This is a genomic window from Salibacterium salarium (genome assembly GCF_030813635.1).
GTDB classification, from domain to species: domain Bacteria; phylum Bacillota; class Bacilli; order Bacillales; family Marinococcaceae; genus Salibacterium; species Salibacterium salarium.
The window spans coordinates 792,298-809,955 of sequence record NZ_JAUSUM010000001.1; the positions used below are offsets into that span (position 1 = coordinate 792,298).

At 40.4% G+C, this 17,658-nt stretch carries 17 protein-coding genes; 12 read left to right on the forward strand and 5 right to left on the reverse strand.

Annotated elements, in window-relative coordinates; genetic code table 11:
• Position 1: 1 nt before the first annotated feature.
• Positions 2 to 2,584 carry a YfhO family protein gene (locus tag J2S78_RS03775; RefSeq protein ID WP_306896401.1) on the forward strand — a complete coding sequence of 861 codons (2,583 nt, stop codon included), beginning with the start codon at positions 2 to 4 and terminating at the stop codon, positions 2,582 to 2,584.
• Positions 2,581 to 2,670, forward strand: coding sequence for a YnfA family protein (locus J2S78_RS03780; protein WP_306896403.1), 90 nt, complete (start codon positions 2,581 to 2,583; stop codon positions 2,668 to 2,670). The genes J2S78_RS03775 and J2S78_RS03780 overlap by 4 nt, the downstream gene beginning before the upstream one ends.
• Positions 2,671 to 2,754: 84 nt before the next feature.
• On the opposite strand, the gene J2S78_RS03785 is transcribed toward J2S78_RS03780, so the two are convergent.
• Together J2S78_RS03785 and ilvD are read right to left on the reverse strand one after the other, a co-directional pair.
• The gene (locus J2S78_RS03785) at positions 2,755 to 3,210 is read right to left on the reverse strand and encodes a DUF420 domain-containing protein (RefSeq protein WP_306896405.1); all 456 of its coding nucleotides are present in this window, start codon (positions 3,208 to 3,210) and stop codon (positions 2,755 to 2,757) included.
• 253 nt (positions 3,211 to 3,463) lie between these two features.
• A complete protein-coding gene (gene ilvD / locus J2S78_RS03790; protein WP_306896407.1) occupies positions 3,464 to 5,161 on the reverse strand; it encodes a dihydroxy-acid dehydratase in 1,698 nt (565 codons plus the stop codon).
• 231 nt (positions 5,162 to 5,392) lie between these two features.
• Here ilvD and J2S78_RS03795 point away from each other — a divergent pair, with 231 nt between their 5' ends.
• The 3 genes from J2S78_RS03795 to J2S78_RS03805 all read left to right on the forward strand — a co-directional run bounded on the left by J2S78_RS03795 (position 5,393) and on the right by J2S78_RS03805 (position 6,866).
• Entirely contained in the window at positions 5,393 to 5,695 is a 303-nt protein-coding gene (locus J2S78_RS03795; protein WP_306896409.1) for a hypothetical protein, read from the forward strand.
• Positions 5,696 to 5,730: 35 nt separating this feature from the next.
• Complete coding sequence (locus J2S78_RS03800; protein WP_306896411.1) at positions 5,731 to 6,585, forward strand: DUF4097 family beta strand repeat-containing protein; 855 nt, start codon at positions 5,731 to 5,733, stop codon at positions 6,583 to 6,585.
• 80 nt (positions 6,586 to 6,665) lie between these two features.
• Positions 6,666 to 6,866 (forward strand): hypothetical protein, encoded by a 201-nt coding sequence (locus J2S78_RS03805; RefSeq protein ID WP_306896412.1) that lies wholly within the window; start codon positions 6,666 to 6,668, stop codon positions 6,864 to 6,866.
• Positions 6,867 to 6,941: 75 nt separating this feature from the next.
• Here the strand turns inward: J2S78_RS03805 and thpD are convergent, their stop codons facing one another.
• The 3 genes from thpD to J2S78_RS03820 form a co-directional block, all read right to left on the reverse strand.
• On the reverse strand, positions 6,942 to 7,886 hold the full coding sequence (thpD, locus tag J2S78_RS03810; protein ID WP_306896414.1) for an ectoine hydroxylase: 945 nt from the start codon (positions 7,884 to 7,886) through the stop codon (positions 6,942 to 6,944).
• Between the two features lie 329 nt (positions 7,887 to 8,215).
• Entirely contained in the window at positions 8,216 to 8,494 is a 279-nt protein-coding gene (locus tag J2S78_RS03815; RefSeq protein WP_306896989.1) for a spore coat protein, read from the reverse strand.
• 69 nt (positions 8,495 to 8,563) lie between these two features.
• Positions 8,564 to 8,833 carry a hypothetical protein gene (locus tag J2S78_RS03820; protein WP_125554926.1) on the reverse strand — a complete coding sequence of 90 codons (270 nt, stop codon included), beginning with the start codon at positions 8,831 to 8,833 and terminating at the stop codon, positions 8,564 to 8,566.
• Between the two features lie 215 nt (positions 8,834 to 9,048).
• Here J2S78_RS03820 and J2S78_RS03825 point away from each other — a divergent pair, with 215 nt between their 5' ends.
• The 7 genes from J2S78_RS03825 (at position 9,049) to J2S78_RS03855 (ending at position 17,654) form a co-directional block, all read left to right on the forward strand.
• Positions 9,049 to 11,436, forward strand: coding sequence for a 3-hydroxyacyl-CoA dehydrogenase/enoyl-CoA hydratase family protein (locus J2S78_RS03825; protein ID WP_306896418.1), 2,388 nt, complete (start codon positions 9,049 to 9,051; stop codon positions 11,434 to 11,436).
• A gap of 28 nt (positions 11,437 to 11,464) precedes the next feature.
• A complete protein-coding gene (locus tag J2S78_RS03830; RefSeq protein WP_306896420.1) occupies positions 11,465 to 12,643 on the forward strand; it encodes an acetyl-CoA C-acetyltransferase in 1,179 nt (392 codons plus the stop codon).
• A 30-nt stretch (positions 12,644 to 12,673) separates the two neighbouring features.
• Positions 12,674 to 14,458: an acyl-CoA dehydrogenase FadE gene (locus J2S78_RS03835; protein ID WP_306896421.1), complete on the forward strand. Its 1,785-nt coding sequence runs from the start codon at positions 12,674 to 12,676 to the stop codon at positions 14,456 to 14,458.
• A gap of 183 nt (positions 14,459 to 14,641) precedes the next feature.
• Positions 14,642 to 15,001, forward strand: coding sequence for an arsenate reductase family protein (locus J2S78_RS03840; RefSeq protein WP_306896423.1), 360 nt, complete (start codon positions 14,642 to 14,644; stop codon positions 14,999 to 15,001).
• A 24-nt stretch (positions 15,002 to 15,025) separates the two neighbouring features.
• Positions 15,026 to 15,409: a glycine cleavage system protein GcvH gene (gene gcvH / locus J2S78_RS03845; protein WP_306896425.1), complete on the forward strand. Its 384-nt coding sequence runs from the start codon at positions 15,026 to 15,028 to the stop codon at positions 15,407 to 15,409.
• A 297-nt stretch (positions 15,410 to 15,706) separates the two neighbouring features.
• Positions 15,707 to 16,744 (forward strand): ABC transporter ATP-binding protein, encoded by a 1,038-nt coding sequence (locus tag J2S78_RS03850; RefSeq protein ID WP_306896427.1) that lies wholly within the window; start codon positions 15,707 to 15,709, stop codon positions 16,742 to 16,744.
• Positions 16,722 to 17,654 (forward strand): ABC transporter ATP-binding protein, encoded by a 933-nt coding sequence (locus tag J2S78_RS03855; RefSeq protein ID WP_306896429.1) that lies wholly within the window; start codon positions 16,722 to 16,724, stop codon positions 17,652 to 17,654. Before J2S78_RS03850 ends, J2S78_RS03855 begins: the two co-directional genes overlap by 23 nt.
• The last annotated feature ends 4 nt before the right edge of the window (positions 17,655 to 17,658 follow it).

Below are 17,658 nucleotides of genomic sequence, written 5' to 3' on the forward strand. Positions count from 1 at the left end.
AATGAAAAGAAAGCGAACCCTTTTTATTCTATTTGTGTGTAGCTTTGTTCTTGCCGTTCTGGCGCATCTATTCTTTTTAAAAGAATGGACGGAAGGGCAGTACATGCTTGGATCTAATGATGGATTGCAGCAAATGGTGACATTTAAGAAACTCCTTTATGAGCAATATACAGACGGAAATTTTTTTTATTCTTATCAATTTGGCTTGGGCGGAGGAACATACAGCCAGTTAGCCTTTTACTTTTCGACATCGCTCGTTTTCCTGATCACGACCGTTGTTGTTTTTGTGTTAGAATTCGTTCATTTTATTGAAACGACGGATGTCATCTTTTGGGCAAAGGCTGCGGTTTTCATTAGCATATGCCGACTAACGCTTATTTTATTTATAACAACGTACGTATTTCGATACATGAAATTGAATTGGATGCCTGCATTTACAGGGGCTGCTGTGTATGGATTGTCGATTATGTATTACCGTCACGTAATATATTGGGAATTTTTTGCGGATGCGATGATTTGGCTGCCGCTGCTCGTATTGGGAGCAGAAAAGATGATACGGGAAGGGCGATGTGGATGGTTCATTGTTGCTTTTGCCCTAACGTTATTTGATAATTTCTATTTTGCCTATATTAATCTTCTTTTTATTGTGATTTATGTTATATTCCGCTTTGTTGTCCGTCTGGATGCTAATGAAATATCCGGGGGCAAACGTGTTCCGTTATTTGTCATTAGTGGGCTGGTCGGATTGGGTATTAGTGCGGTCTCGTTCATTCCAGCTGTCTACGGTTTTTTACATAATCACCGGCCGTCTTATTCTCTCCCCATAGAAACCTTCGATTTCTCGGATAATATTTTATTCACCAGCCGAGTTGTTATCTTACCTGTCCTTTATGTACTTTTCGTTTTTACTTTTTCACTGTATAAAATAATGACATTCCGATTATTTGTTTTGCTAAGTATTTTGTTTATCATATTTCATTTCAGTCCGGTTGTCGCAAGTGTCTTTAACGGTTTTTCTGCCCCTAAATACCGGTTTGAATACTTGTTGTCCTTTGTTATGGGAGGAGCGGTATCCACAGGCTTGCAGTATATAACCATAGTAGGAAAAAAGAACATTCTTACAGCATGTCTTATGGTGCTTGCTATATATCTTCTCTTTTTTTACAAAGATCAGGATCTTTCCTTTTATTCGTTTCCTAGTATAGGTATGTTTCTGTTTATGCTGCTTATCTTGACGTTAGCCATGGGTTTCACTTGGAAGCGAAATATGGCGTGGTATGTTTGCTTGCATGCTGGAACCTTATTCATTTGCATTGGAATTGTCAACATTGCCCAATATGCCATATCAGAATACGGCGGAGTGAATCAAGTGTCTGATCGTTATTTGAATAGTGATGAATACAATGGAGAGGAACAACGCGAACTGCTAGAGAAAATAAAGGAGCGAGAATCTGGATCGTTTTATCGAATCGACTGGAAAGTTCGTTCCTTAAACAATACTCCCATTGTTCAAGATTTTAACGGCATAAGTGCCTATTCAAGCATTCTTAATCAGCACCTGCTCTATTTTTATTTATATGACCTAAACGTTGATATGGGCCGGGAAAGCGTGAGTCGTTATGCAACACTTGGTCATCGCACGAATCTCTATAGCTTATTTCAAGGGAAATATATGATAAGAAAAAAGAGCAATACCGCTAATATTCCGTATGGTTTCGAGAAAATGCTAAGCTCTAAACATTATAACGTCTATGAAAATACAAATATCCTCCCATTTGTGCGGACAACGGATCAAATTTTTTCGGAAGAAAGCATGGAAAAAGCGAATGTCCTCGAAAGGGAACATGCTATGTTAGAAGGGGCGATTGTGGCAGATGGACCTACGACAACGACAGAAATACGTCCTGTGCCGAATATGATCAATCAAACATCTATCGAAACGGTCGGTGCCTCCTTTGAAAACGATAAGCTTTCTGTGACTGAAAAAAAAGGAGGCATTGATCTTCTTATCGATAATCCCGATGTGAATACGGAGGATTATTTTGTACGTTTTCATCTTGAAAATCAAGCAGAAAGTCAAGGCTTTACGTTAAAAGTAAATGACTACAAAACAAAACGAAAGCACAATCAATCGGTCTACAAAACTTATGTCGATGACCTTATCATTCGAGTACCAAAAGCAGATAAAATATCAATTCGTATCCCAAAAGGAAATTACATTTTAAAAGATTTAGGCTTGTTTAGAGAAAATTATCAAACCCTAGAAACAGTGAAGGAAGAACCTTCGAATACAGAGTATATCAAATGGGGCGGTGACAAATTAACAATAACTCACAACAACGAGAAAAAGGACCGCTATATGATGCTGCCGATTCCGTATGAAAGAGGTTGGGAAGTTCATGTCAATAATGTCAGACAGCCGTTGAAGAAAGTGAATTATGCATTTCTAGGGTTTCCAATTACAGAAGGTATCAATACTATTCAATTAACATACACTCCTCCGTTTTTTAAACCGTCTCTCCTGTTAACCATCGTAAGCACGATACTTGCGATACTATGGATTAGACGCCACATAACGAAATGACGGTGTGGCCTGATTTTTATGATTTCATAGGAGCGGGCATCTGTGTGATTGGCGTTACCGTAATGTTGTTTGCCCCACGTCAATAATGGATGCGGGAGCTCACAAGCTATGGATGGGGTGAAGTCGAATATACACTGTGAGTTACGTTTCATCTAATTTCTATCAATGTTTTATCCAAAAATAGCCCGCAACAAGTTAGTAGTGGGACCGGGTTCCCAAAAGATATAAAGGGTTAGATATACGACAACGCCGGTTGCCGCCGAAAAAAACCAGATAATAGCTGCCCAAGGACCTGCTTTTTTATGTTTCATAAATCTTCCTTTAAAAGCCAATCTCATCGTTATCCCGCCGAACACAAGTCCCGTTACAGCGAGACAAATATGAAAGACGAGAAATGCTGTATAGTAAGGTTCTACAGCAGTCGGACCGCCAAAAGAGGTATTTCCAATAAGGATAGTTCTGGAAATATAGATAGCCAGAAATAGTATGGCAAAAACGGCTCCCATTATCATCGTTCTTTGATGGGATAAACGCTTCCCTTGTTTAATAAAATACAAGCCGAGAGCAACGAAAATGGCACTGATAATTATACATAATGTACTGATCATTGGGAGAATATTGGTCACGTTTTTTCCACCTTCATTACATGAAATACTAACTGTTTTTATTAGCACATCCATTCTATCACTTCAGAAGTGTTATCCCTAGTATTTTGAACAGATTAAAAGGTTCAAGGAAAGTTGAATGGCTTCATGCCTGTTTCAGCTATAATAACGAGTTTTCCGAAAAATATAGTGCCACACCAGCATGGATACATAAAAAAGAGCTGCCCCTTTGGTGAAAATGTCACCGTGTGGGCAGCTCTCTTTAAATTATTTTCTAGTAAAGGTTGGCGTCGGTAATGGCGCCCTTTGCGCTGGATGAAACGAGTTTTGCGTATTTTGCGAGTGCGCCGGTCTTGTATCTTGGTTCAAATGGTTTGTGCTCGCGAGCGCGTTTGTCTAGCTCTTCATCGGACACTTCAAAGTTAATTTCTTGTGTGTCGCTGTCAATGGTAACGGTGTCTCCTTCTTGTAATAAGGAGATCGGTCCACCGGCAGCAGCTTCAGGGGCCAAATGACCGATAACAAAGCCGTGTGATCCGCCCGAAAATCTGCCATCTGTTAATAGAGCCACTTTTCCGCCCAGACCTTGTCCGACAATCATGGCTGTAACAGAAAGCATTTCCGGCATGCCTGGTCCGCCTTTTGGACCGACATTACGGATGACGAGAACATCGCCTTCCTTGATTTCCCCAGCTTCAATCGCCTTTGTGGCTGTTGCTTCACTGTCATAAACTTTAGCCGGTCCTTCGAATCGACTGATTTTTTGACCGGACATTTTTGCAACAGCACCTTCTGGAGCAAGGTTACCTTTCAATACAACAAGCGGACCATTTGGTTTAATCGGCTCATCAATTGGTTTGATGATGTCTTGTCCTTCTTCTAAATCCGGAGCTTCTGCCAGATTTTCCGCTAATGTTTTTCCGGTCACAGTTATGCAATCTCCGTGAAGAAGTCCTTTGTCAAGAAGCAGTTTCATGACGCCGGGAACTCCGCCGATAGCGAACAGATCCTGCATCACGTATTTTCCACTCGGTTTTAAATCAGCAATATGAGGAACATTTTTACGCACTCTTTCAAAATCATCGTACGTTAGGTCAACCCCTGCTGATTGAGCGATAGCTAACAAATGTAAAAAGGCATTTGTTGATCCGCCCAGGGCCATAACAACCGTAATCGCATTTTCGAAAGCGGCCTTTGTCATAATGTCGCGAGGATAGATTTCTTTTTCCAATAAATCAACGACCATGGCACCAGCCTGTTTACATTCTTGTTCTTTATAGTCGTAAATAGCTGGAGTAGACGAAGATCCTGGAATACTCATGCCCAGCGCTTCAACGGCAGCAGCCATTGTGTTAGCTGTATACATGCCACCGCACGCACCGGCTCCTGGACATACGCTACATTCGACTTTGTGGAGGTCTTCATCGTTTATCATACCTTGCTGATGTTGACCTACTGCTTCAAAAGCAGACACAATATCGACATCTTGTCCATTTAACTTTCCAGGTTGAATGGTTCCGCCATAAATGTAAACGGAAGGGAGGTTCAATCGTCCCATAGAGATTAAACAGCCAGGTGTCGTCTTATCACAGCCGCCGATGGCAACATATCCATCAAAACGTTCCGCGCCTGTTACGGTCTCGATGGAGTCAGCAATAATTTCACGGCTTGGGAGAGAATAATTCATTCCTTCATGCCCCATTGCAATCCCATCAGAAACAGTGATTGTATTAAAAATCATCGGAGCGCCGCCGTTTTCAGACGCGCCGGTTTTGGCTTCTCGAGCCAGACGGTCAATATGTATGTTACATGGTGTAACTTCACTCCATGTGCTGGCTACTCCAATCATCGGTTTTTTAAAATCTTCATCCTCAAAACCGACAGCGCGCAACATAGCACGGTTTGGAACACGATTAGCACTTTCGCTAATAACCTTACTTCTAATGCGTAAATCTTTTTTGTTCTCTGTCATTTTCTTCATCCCTCTCTAGGATTAATTGCAGGGTGAGTTAATATAATAAACCTAACTATATGATACTAGGAGATAGCTGGACTATCAAATACATTATTCGAACTAGACAAAATATTTTTACTCCATCTGAAGGAGGAGAGAAAATCCTCCTGTACCATGGTGAAAATTGTTATGTTTTCTCGTAAAATAAATAGATGACATATATGTGAGAAATGGGGTTCGTTGTTCATCATGATAAATGGGAAATGGTATAAATTAATAGTAGGTATCCTTGCTGTCATAGGACTGATAGCGTTGCTTGGTAATAATCTGTTTAGAGTTTTTACTATATTAATGGCTGTTTTGCTTTTTTACACTGGAGCTAAGCTGCTGCAAAAACAATCGTCTTCCTTCATGATTGTAACAGGAATTGCGATGCTTGTTCTTGGGTCTCTCGTCTTGACAGGGTGGCTTCCAACGTTTCTTGCCATCATTATTATTATAGGAACTGGTTACTCTCTGTTGAAATTATATAAAGATAAGGATAATGGCTGATTGCCCTTAATATAAAAGGGAAGAGGGGGAATGTAATGAAAAAATTAGCTGGTTTATTCCTTGTTATGATGGGGATTTTTGTTTTTGCTGTTTCTGCGGGGTTTAACGTTTTAGGCTGGATCAATCCTATAGAGAGCAAAGCTCAGCAACAATCGATCGCATATGAAGAAGCGGAAACGATTGAATTCGATGTAAACTCTCAAGATATAACGATAACAAGGCACGACAAAGATACAGTAGATATACAATCGAGCGGACAGGATAATATCGATGTTTCTACTACTAACGACAACGTAGTGATACGTCAGGATAAGACTAGTTGGCTGTCGCTTTTGTTTTTTGAAACGGGCTCAGAGTGGGAAGTGAAAATTCCCGCTTCCTTTTCCGGTGATTTGAAAGCAAATGGTGGATCAAGTGATATTAATGTAGATAATGGAAATGAAACGATACGTTCACTGCAAATGACTGTGGCATCTGGTGACGTTGATATCCGCCATATGGCAGTAGATGATTTAGAGTTATCGGCAAAATCAGGGGATTTTTCGATTACCAATGTTTCTTCGAATCAATCTTCCGTTGAAACAATTTCTGGAGACATGGAAATCGATCAGTTTAAAGGACCGCTAACAGCGACATTAACGTCAGGCGGGATAGATGTTACGTTTGAAAAATTTGAAGAATCAACGATTGAGGTGACGTCAGGCGATGTCGATGTTTCAGTAGGGGATGCAGATATCCGGTTGGATTGTTCGGTAGTCAGTGGCGATATAAGTAACGAATTGACTCTAGACTCTGTGGAACAGACGCAACGTCATTTAAGCGGAGTGAAAGGTTCAGGTTCGGATGATTTAATCATTGAAACGGTAAGTGGAGATATAAATATCCGGTGATGCAAACGTAAATCAATCGTTATTAATAAGAAATAACGGGTTGCATACATTGAAACATAGGGATAAAGGAGGCTGCATGGATGAAACTGCCAATGGTATGGGTGTTTCTTATGTTATCTGTTTTTGTCATTATGTTCTTTGTAGCGGCTGTTTCTTTTCAAGGGATGAAAAGCTCATTGTTTCAGATTATTGGTTTCTCGGGTATGATCTTTTCGTTGTTGTACGGTTTATTGACAACAGAAAACGCTGGTGATGGAGAACGAAACAAGCAAGAAAACTAGTATCAATATAAGAAATATCACATAACATAAAAAGGGACTGCTCTTCTATAGTTATTGGAGCAGTCCCTTTTTTGCTTATTGTCTTTTTATACGATTTGAAAAGTTTTGCAGACGATCTTTGTTTGGTGTGATAGGCTCGATGTTTTCACGATTGGCAAGAAATTCGGGACGCGGTGTTTGACCGGAAAATGGATCTTGTAGTTTGTTTTCAATTGAATTGAAAACAAAGAAAACATTACTGCGTGGGTATGGAGAAATGTTACCGGCCGATCCGTGCATAGTATTGCAATCAAAGAATAACACAGATCCAGCAGGGCCGGTTGCACGATCAATTCGTCCACCTGCTTGGTCAACGAGCCAGCTCATGCTGTCGTTATCGGGAATGCCGGTTTCCTGTTTTTTCAAAGATGATTTGTAATTAGCATCCGGTGTTACACCAGGGCAAGAGACATACCATTTCTGAGATCCAGGAATGAGCATAAGCGGACCATTGTATTCGTAGTTGTCGGTAAGTACAATAGAGCAACTAAGAGCGCGCATATCAGGCATGCCGTCTTCGGTGTGCCACGTTTCAAAGTCCGAATGCCAGTAGAACTCCTTACCTTTAAAGCCTGGTTTGAAATTTATTCGGGACTGCGTGATGTAGACCTGGCTTCCTAATAATTGCTCTGCCGCTTTGACGATCCGTTCATTTTTAGCTAACGCTTGAAAGAAACCGCTGTCTTTATGAATTTCAAAAACAGAGCGCATTTCATTGCTTCCTGGTTCCTTAATGACATCGTCTGCTTCTCGTTCACGATTTCGGTCCATCGTACGTTGCAACTCGTTTTTCATAATGGAAACCTCATCGTCATTAAACAGTTTTTCAAACATTAGATACCCATTCTTTTCGAAAGAGTCAACCTCATCCTTTCGCAAAGGTCCTTCCGAAAATGCAGGATTACGGTGAACTACTGGGTCTTTCCGTTCCATAATCTGAGCTTGTTGCCCGTTTCTAGAAGGATATTTATCGACTGCCATTACACCATCACTCCTTTTCCACATTCAAATTTTATTGAAAATGGCGAGTCGTTGAGACTGATACCCAAGTAAATTTTTAAATAAACACCACAAATGGAAAAAAACGTGCGAAAAAATAATAGGCACTTCTGTAAACCAGATAAGACAACAGTTTCACGATTTAAAAAAATTTATAAAATTTTTGGTTTGAAGTGTAAAAAAGGAAGGTATAAAGAAAGTAACCATAGCTGTGGATATTAAGAAAAGCGGATGTTATACAAAAATCAATATTGAGTGTAATGAAATACACCGCCTTACAGGAGTCCAAGGGTAAGACGGTGTACAATGATTTATTGAATCATTCCAGAGGAGGGAAGCTGGTTAGTATATTCTGTGAATTGTTGATACGTTTGATCAAGTGTCGAAGAGGAGGCACCTTCAAAGCTGTACCAGCCTTTTTCAAACATTAAGTTAAATAAATTGCGCTGCATGTTTTGAGATTCGCTGCAGATCATGGATACTTCATCGTATAAATCTTCGTGACTTGCTTCATTCATGGCCGTACTATATGCATCCGTCATGTATTTCTCCGTCGTGACCATATCATTAAGAAAATCACGATCATTCATTTCCGGAGTTTTTGGAACCTGTGTTTCTGGATTTTGAATTTTTGTTGAATCAGACAATAGAAAGACCTCCTAGTTTGCATTTGGTTGAATAGGCTGTGTCCCTGATTGAAGATGGGGAAGCAGCTGTTGATAGTGACGTTCATGCATATGTGCTGTTTTTTCGAGCTCTGTTTTTACATCCATATCTGTGCATTGTTTCGCAAAAAAGGCTGATTTTTTCGCGGCATTCAAATTCCAGCTAAGCATATCTGACAAATATAAATGATCTTTTACGGTAATCGTCTGTGGGGGTTGAGGCATAACGTTTTGCTGATCTGGCGCCTGTTGTTGTGGATCCATAGAAATTCTCCTTTCTTATTCTCGATTATTTTTTCCTGCGTAGTATGTGGGTAGGAGAAGGTATTTATTCAAAAAAGACATGAAAATTTTCTGTCACTTCTATTGTCATTCCAACTTTCATCGTTTATAGTTAAAGAAGAATAACGAAATAGGTTTTTATTTTTTGGGTAAAAAATGAATGATTATTCATTCAAAAAATATGAAGGAGGTAGACGATGAAGGACAGCGTGGAAAAGGCGGTTGTTCTCGGATCTGGTGTAATGGGGTCTGGCATTGCAGCTCATCTTGCTAATGTTGGAATTCCTGTTCTTTTACTTGATATGGTGCCAAACAAGCTAACGGAAAATGAAAAAGCTAAAGGACTAACGTTAGAAAATAAGGCTGTTCGTAATCGTTTGAGTGAAGGGGCGCTTAAACAATTACAAAAGCAAAAGCCTGCTCCGCTAACGACAAAAAAAAATTTGTCTCTCATTGAAGTTGGTAATTTTGAAGATGACATGTCTCGTATAAGGGAAGCAGATTGGATTATTGAAGTTGTCGTAGAGAACCTGGACGCAAAAAAGCAAGTATTCGAAAAAGTTGAAGCGCATCGTAGAGAGGGATCAATTGTAAGCTCTAATACATCGGGAATATCGATCACTGCGATGGCAGAAGGACGATCTGAAGAGTTTCAATCGCATTTTCTGGGCACTCACTTTTTTAATCCACCTCGTTATTTAAAATTGCTTGAAATCATTCCAAACGAAAAAACCGATGAAAATGTTCTAACATTTATGAAAAATTTTGCTGAAAATACGCTCGGAAAAGGGGTAGTAGAAGCGAAAGATACACCTAATTTCATTGGCAACCGAATTGGGACATACGGTCTATTAGTGACAGTGCAAGAAATGGTGAAGGGTGGATGGTCTGTTGGAGAAATTGATTCTGTGACAGGACCTGCGATTGGACGTCCTAAGAGTGCAACATTTCGGACGCTTGATGTGGTCGGACTGGATACGTTTCTTCACGTGGCAAAAAATGTGTATGACCAAGTGGAAGGAGAAGAAAAAGAGTTATTTGATCCTCCGGATTTTATGAAAGATATGGCTGCAAAAGGCTGGATTGGCAGCAAAGCAGGTCAAGGATTTTATAAGAAAATAAAAAATGAAAATGGAAGCGAAATCCTTGAATTGAATCCGGAAACGTTTGATTATCAGCCAACAAAAAAAGTAAAAACGTCATCCACAGACGAAGCAAAACAGGCCAAAAACATATCCGATAAAATGAAAGCGCTTGTATATGCTGAAGATGAAGCTGGAACGTTCGTATGGAACGTGTTGAAACCAGTATTGTTGTATTCCGCCGAAAAGTGCGGGGAAATAGCAAATAATATTACAGCGATTGATGATGCTATTAAATGGGGATTCGGTTGGCAGCTAGGCCCATTTGAGACGTGGGATGCGATAGGCGTAGAAAAATCGGTTCAGCGGATGGAAGCAGAAGGTGAAACCGTTCCGGCATGGGTGAAGGAGATGCTGGGCCAAGGGGATACCACGTTTTATAAATCGGAGAATTTGTATTATCAGCGTGGAAACTATGAAAAAAAAGCATTGAATGAAAAAGAAATAAACTTGAAATCGTTAAAAGGTGACAACAAAGTCATTATGAAAAATGCTGGTGCAAGCTTAATTGATCTTGGGGAGGGGGTAGCTGGTCTAGAGTTTCATTCTCCAAATAACTCTATCGGTCTCGATGTACTGCAGATGATTAGTCAGTCAATTGACGAAGTGGAAAAAAATTATAAAGGTCTTGTTATCGGCAATCAAGGGAAAAATTTCTGTGTTGGCGCTAACTTGATGATGATTTTAATGGAAGCACAAGATGATAATTTCTTTGAAATCGATATGGTGGTGCGTAAATTTCAAGCAATGACAACAAAAATTCGTTATGCCAAGCGGCCCGTAGTTACAGCACCTCATCAAATGACACTGGGTGGTGGTACGGAAATATGTCTGCCTTCTGCGAGCATTCAGGCGTCATCGGAAACATATATGGGGCTTGTTGAAACAGGGGTTGGACTCATCCCTGGTGGCGGCGGAAACAAAGAATTGTACTTGCGCCATATTGAAAATCTTCCACAAGGCAGTAACGTTGACTTGCTTCCGATTGCAAACAATATCTTTGAAAAAATAGCATTAGCCACCGTATCAATGTCGGCCGATGAAGCCCGTGAGCATGGGTTTTTAAGTGAACGGGATCATGTCACTTTTAATGCAGATCACATTATTTATAAAGCAAAACAGCAAGTGCTTCATTTATTTGACAAAGGGTACGTGCCACCACGTCCGACTAAAATTCCGGTCGTAGGAGAAACAGGCTATGCAGCGATGAAACTAGGGGCTAAAACGCTACAAATGGGAGGAAAAGCATCTAATCATGATGTCAAAATAGCGGAAAAACTTGCTTTTGTTCTCGCTGGTGGAAACATCCCTAAAGGAACACTAGTGGACGAAAGTTATTTATTGGACCTGGAACGTGAAGCTTTTCTCAGTTTAGTCGGTGAACCGAAAACACAGCAGCGCATGCAATATATGCTTTCAAAAGGAAAACCGTTGCGCAATTAATTTTTTCAAAGATTAGGAGGGAAAGCAGTTGAAAGAAGCGGTTATTGTGTCCGGTGCAAGAACACCGGTAGGAAAAGCAAATAAAGGGACGCTGGCGAGTACCCGCCCTGATGATTATGGAGCATTGACGGTGAAAGAAACATTGAAACGCGCGAATGACTTTAATCCTGCCCGTATAGAAGACGTTATTATCGGATGTGCCATGCCGGAAGCAGAGCAAGGAATGAATATGGCTCGAAATATTTCTGTACTTGCCGGTCTCCCGCATACTGTACCTGCAATCACGGTTAACCGGTATTGTTCTTCAGGGCTGCAGAGTATCGCTTATGGAGCGGAACGGATAATGCTCGGGCAGTCTCGTTCGATTATTGCAGGTGGCGCGGAATCGATGAGTCTTATACCGATGGGAGGACATGTGATTGCACCGAACCCAACTCTAGTAGATGAAGCACCGGAATATTATATGGGAATGGGTTATACGGCAGAACAGGTGGCAAATGAGTTCGGAGTTTCTAGAGAAGACCAAGATGCTTTTGCTGTGGAAAGTCATCGGAGAGCTGCTTCAGCAGTGGAAGCCGGGAAGTTTGACGAGGAAATAGTCCCCGTTGATATCACCTTGCGTTCAGTCGGTGAAGATAATAAGAGAAAAGAGCAACAAGTGACACTTCGCCAAGATGAAGGGATCCGGGCGGATACGTCGTTAGAAACACTTGCTTCATTAAGGCCTGCTTTTCATTCTCAAGGCTCTGTTACAGCTGGTAATGCTTCACAAATGAGTGATGGTGCAGCTTCTGTATTGTTAATGGAACGAGAGGAAGCACAAGCAGAAGGCTTAACTCCTATAGTGAAGTACCATGCTTTTGCAGTTGCCGGAGTTAGACCTGACATTATGGGAATTGGTCCGGTGGAAGCAATTCCAAAAGCGGTGAAAATGGCAGGGCTCGAACTTTCCGATATTGATTTGTTTGAATTAAATGAAGCTTTTGCTTCTCAAGCCTTGCAAGTTATACGTGAACTTAATCTTAATCATGACAAAGTTAATGTGAATGGCGGGGCTATAGCGCTAGGTCATCCATTAGGCTGCACAGGTACGAAGTTAACCTTAACCTTAATGAATGAAATGAAACGTACTCATAAACAATTCGGTGTTGTCACGATGTGCATAGGTGGCGGGATGGGGGCCGCAGGTGTATTTGAACTACTTTAAAACGGATGATAAACAGGGAGGTATAAACAAATGAGTAGTACGATTGAAATAGCTGTCAAAGGTGCGGGTTTTTTAGTAGATGATGCGAGGCCTGATCAAATTTTTACACCGGAAGATTTCACCGAAGAGCACAAAATGATTGCAAAAACGACTGAAGATTTTGTGGTGGGTGAGGTTGTGCCAGAAGTAGAAAAAATAGAAAACCATCAGTTTGATATCTCACGGCGTCTCCTTGAAAAAGCTGGTGATCTCGGTTTGTTAGGTGCGGATGTGTCAGAAAAATACGGAGGACTTGGGTTGGATAAAATCAGTTCTACCTTAATAACCGAGAAATTTTCCCGCGCCGGTGCTTTTTCCTTAAGTCACGGTGCTCACGTGGGTATTGGTACTTTACCAATCGTGTTTTTTGGAAACGAAACACAAAAGAAAAATTACCTTCCAGGACTGGCAACCGGGGAAAAGGTGGCGGCATATGCGTTGACAGAGCCTAGTTCAGGGTCAGACGCCCTTAGTGCAAAAACAACTGCTGTGTTAAACGACGAAGGAACCCATTACGTTTTGAATGGGGAAAAACAGTGGATTACGAATTCTGCGTTTGCTGACATTTTTGTCGTTTATGCAAAGATAAATGGTAAACAGTTTTCGGCATTTATTATTGAACGTGAATATGAAGGTGTGTCGACAGGTCCGGAAGAAAAGAAAATGGGAATAAAAGGATCATCGACACGAACGTTGATTTTAGATGATGTGAAGGTGCCAAAAGAAAATCTACTCGGAGAGGCTGGGCGCGGTCATGTGATTGCTTTTAATATTTTAAACGTAGGTCGTTACAAACTGGGAGTAGGTTGTATTGGTGCATCGAAACGGGCGATTCAATTGTCAGCCGCTTATGCGAATGAACGAAAACAATTTGGCACACCGATCTCCCAATTTACTTCCATTCAAGAAAAGCTCGGTACGATGGTATCTGAAACGTATGCAGCAGAAAGTGCGATTTATCGTACCGGCGGGCTGTTTGAAGAAAAGCTTGGAAAATTGACGGAGGAAGAACAAGAAGATGGAAGTAAAGTAGCGTCATCTATTGCAGAGTATGCGGTTGAATGCTCACTGAACAAATTTGCCGCCTCCGAAACACTGGATTTTGTCGCTGATGAGGCAGTACAAATCCACGGTGGTTATGGTTTTATGTCAGAATACGAAGTAGAAACGATTTACCGGGATTCCCGCATTAACCGAATTTTTGAAGGAACAAACGAAATAAACCGCCTGCTCGTTCCCGGAACAATTATGAGAAAGGCGGTGAAAGGGGAACTTCCGCTTTTGTCGAAGGCTGAGAAATTGCAGGAAGAGCTCATGGCAATGATTCCAGAAGAACCAGGAGAAGCCCCGCTTGATCAGGAAAAGTATCTTTTAAAGAATATGAAAAAAGTGTTGTTGATGGTATCTGGTAATGGGGCACAGAAATATGGTGAAGGTCTAGAAAGAGAACAAGAGTTATTAATAAATACGGCAGACATTATAAGCGACATTTATTCGATGGAATCTGCGATTTTGCGAACGGAAAAAGCCATTCAAGCCAATGGAGCAGATAAAGAAGAACGAAAGCTGCGATTGACACAAATTTTCTGTCAGGAGGCGGTAAATCGATTAGAAGCGAATGCGAGAGAATCGCTTATACACATGGAAGAAGGAGATACTCTTCGTACCATGCTCTCGATGCTCCGGAAGCTAACTCGACATACCCCTGTAAATGTGGTGGCACTTAAACGCGAAGCAGCTGCGGTAGTGCTGAAGGAAGAGCGTTTTGTTGTATAACTGTTATTCAATTTAGGGCGTTTCGTTCGTCCTAAAATAATATATCCCCTTTCGTTGGAAAGGTGATCTCCTCTCTTATGAAAAAGTCCCGTATGAATGGGACTTTTTCTTATGAGATGAGAAAAGCGGACGATTTGTATATAATAGAGAAGGAATCGACCTAGGAAAAGGAGAAGGATATTAATGGCACTTACTTATTACGGTTATTCTAAATGTGGAACATGCCGAAATGCGAAAAAATGGTTGGATGATAACGGTCTAGCATACGAGGAGCATGATATTGTACAAGCGCCTCCAACTCGGGAAGAAATCGAGGACTTTTATCGTAAAAGCGGAATGCCGTTGAAGAAATTTTTTAATACAAGTGGAAAAAAGTATCGTGAATTAGGAATAAAAGATAAAATGAAGACAGCAGATGAAAGCGAGCTGCTTGATCTTCTTGCTTCCGATGGTATGTTGATGAAACGCCCAATCGTTACCGATGGGAAACAGGTAACTGTTGGGTTTAAAGAAGACCAATTCGAGGAAGTATGGAAGCAGTAAACTTTGAAATGGAGGTAATGAGATATGAGTGTACCAAAGGAACTAAAGTATTCACAAGAACATGAATGGGTGAAAGAAGAAGATGGGAAAATTCGTGTTGGTATTACGGATTTTGCTCAATCTGAATTAGGAGATATTGTGTTTGCCGAGCTTCCGGAAGTGGGAGACGAAGTGAAAACGGATGAGCCGTTTGGCAGTGTAGAATCGGTGAAGACGGTGTCGGAACTATACGCCCCCGTTAGCGGAAAAGTTGTAGAAATTAATGAAGAACTTGAGGATGCTCCTGAATATGTTAACGAATCGCCGTATGATAAAGCATGGATGATTGTCGTTGAACCAACGGATCCAAAGGAAGTAGAAAAATTAATGTCCGCAGAGGAATATGAAGAAATGATTGGCGAAGATTAATACATAAGAGTCCGCTCCCGACAGAGTGGGCTCTTTTTAATATGTTTCTGATTTCGAACGCCAAAGCAACACTATCTAACAGTAATATTCTAATAAATGTACAGGCGCTAAACTCATGGGTGCTTTTCCAAAGAGTTGATGTTCTTATTTTGCCTAAACCTATCTCTAGCAGTGGAATAAAGAGTTGTAAGAAAATAACACATAAAAATGATAAAATTTTCAAATTATTGTTGCAATTGGAAGGTGGTTTTTTTATAATAAAATATAATTATAAAATCAAAAGCGAGTTGTTAATAAATGACTAACAACAAAATTATTTTGAAAATTAACAATATAAAGACATCTTTTAAAATAGAAGGTGGTTTTTATGAAGCGGTGGACGGGGTGAGTATAAATGTTTATGAAAATGAAGTGTTAGCGATAGTAGGAGAATCGGGGTGTGGCAAAAGTGCTTTAGCCTACTCGATTATGGGTTTACACGAACGATCAAAAACAATGGTAGAAGGGGATCTTCTATTTAAAGGGCAAAATATTAATGATTTAACGGAATCGAGTTTAAATAAAATTCGAGGAAAAGAGATAGGCATGATTTTTCAAGATCCTTTAGCTGCTCTTAATCCCTTAATGAAGGCAGGGCATCAAATTGAAGAAGTGCTAATCCTTCATACGAATATGACAAAAAATCAGAGATATAAAAAAGTAATTTCTCTATTAGATGAAGTTGGAATTCCATCACCTGATACGGTTTACCAACAATATCCGCATGAACTCTCTGGTGGAATGAGGCAAAGGGTAATTATTGCTATTGCGATCGCATGTGCTCCTTCTTTATTAATTGCAGATGAACCGACAACAGCCCTTGACGCTACTATTCAAGGTCAAATTATTGAACTACTAGAGAATTTAAAATTATCCAAAGATGCGGGAGTGCTGCTTATTACACATGATTTAGGAGTGGTTGCAGAAATTGCTGACAGAGTAGCTGTTATGTATGCAGGTGAACTCGTAGAAATAGCAGATGTTAAAACTCTCTTCAAGACCCCTCAACACCCATATACCCGATCCTTATTAAATTCTGTTCCTTCCGTTTCAGATTTACAATCTCAACTCCACGTTATTCAAGGAAAAGTTCCACCCATTCAACATTTGCCAAGAAAAGGATGCCGTTTTAAAGAAAGAATTCCTTGGATAAGAGATGAAGCACACGAATCCCATCCTGAACTTCATGAAGTAGCGAGAAATCACTACGTGAGATGTACATGTTATAAAGATTTTTATTTTCAAAATGTAACACCACGGGAGGAAAAACCAAATGTCTATACTTCAAGTACGTAATCTGAAAGTTCATTTTCCTGTCAAAGGAGGACTACTCAGGCGAACCGTTGATACGATGAAAGCGGTGGATGGGATAAGTATCGATATTAAAGAAGGTCAAACATATGGGTTAGTAGGAGAGTCGGGGTCTGGTAAAACGACAATGGGACGATCGATTATAGGACTTACGGATAAAACGTCCGGGAGCATTTTATTTAAAGGGGTGGAACTAAAAAATAAGAGAAAGAGATCAAAAAAAGACTTGCGTGATATTCAAATGATCTTCCAAGACCCTTACTCCTCTCTAAACCCTAAAAAAAGGGTGTTAGATATAGTCGCCGAACCACTTAGAAACTATGAAAAAAATACGAAATGGACGGAGAAACATAAAGTCGAAGTATTAATGGATCAAATAGGACTGACCCCAGAAAGTATCTATAAGTATCCGCACGAATTTTCAGGTGGACAGCGTCAAAGAATCGGAGTTGCCCGCGCACTTGCCCTTCATCCCAAATTAATAATAGCCGATGAACCAGTATCTGCATTAGATGTGTCCGTGCAGGCACAAGTATTGAATTTTTTAAAGGAGATTCAAACCAATCTGCATTTAACCCTTTTGTTTATCAGTCATGATATAGGCGTGGTAAGACATATGTGCGACAGAATTGGGGTTATGTACAAAGGTCGATTGGTTGAGGAAGGATCGAGTAATGATATTTATCATAACCCTCAACACATCTATACTAAACGACTCATTGCTGCCGTACCGGACATTAATCCAGAAAACAGAGAAAAACACTCGAAACACCGTAAGAAAATACGAGAAGAGTATGAGCAAACGTATAAAGATTATTTTGATGACGAGGGGGAAGTGATGGATATGATATCCATTTCAAAAACCCATTCAGCGGCATTGCAACGGAAGGGGTGAAGCT